Source organism: Psychrobacter sp. TB55-MNA-CIBAN-0194 (genome assembly GCF_040309505.1).
Classification (GTDB): Bacteria; Pseudomonadota; Gammaproteobacteria; order Pseudomonadales; family Moraxellaceae; genus Psychrobacter; species Psychrobacter fozii.
The window spans coordinates 1-258 of record NZ_JBEOOW010000487.1 but is presented as its reverse complement, the minus strand read 5'-3'; the positions used below and the strand labels follow the sequence as shown (position 1 = coordinate 258).

Annotated in this window: 1 protein-coding gene; it reads left to right on the top strand. The window is 45.3% G+C overall.

Annotated features, from left to right (window positions below):
• Positions 1 to 255 (top strand): hypothetical protein (locus AAEY75_RS16005; RefSeq protein ID WP_352260149.1); only part of this gene is annotated, 255 nt, incomplete at its 5' end.
• Positions 256 to 258 lie beyond the last annotated feature (3 nt).

The following is a 258-nucleotide window of genomic DNA, read 5'->3' as shown; positions in this document are numbered from 1 at the left end:
CACCATAATGTCGCTATTACGACTTATTATAAACAACGTGCTTTACTGGCAAAAGACCAGCCTAATTCCACCTTGCCAGTGCACACGCAGTGCCTTACATCATCACGTTTTGTCCAGGTAAAACAAACTACTGAAGTCTGCGCGCAAACTCGTCAAAATACGCTGCAGTTTGATACGCTAACCGGCCAACTCACGTTTCCTATCGATTTAGCGACGGCCGATATCGTTGCCATTATTAAAGGGCTAACGGTATGAGGA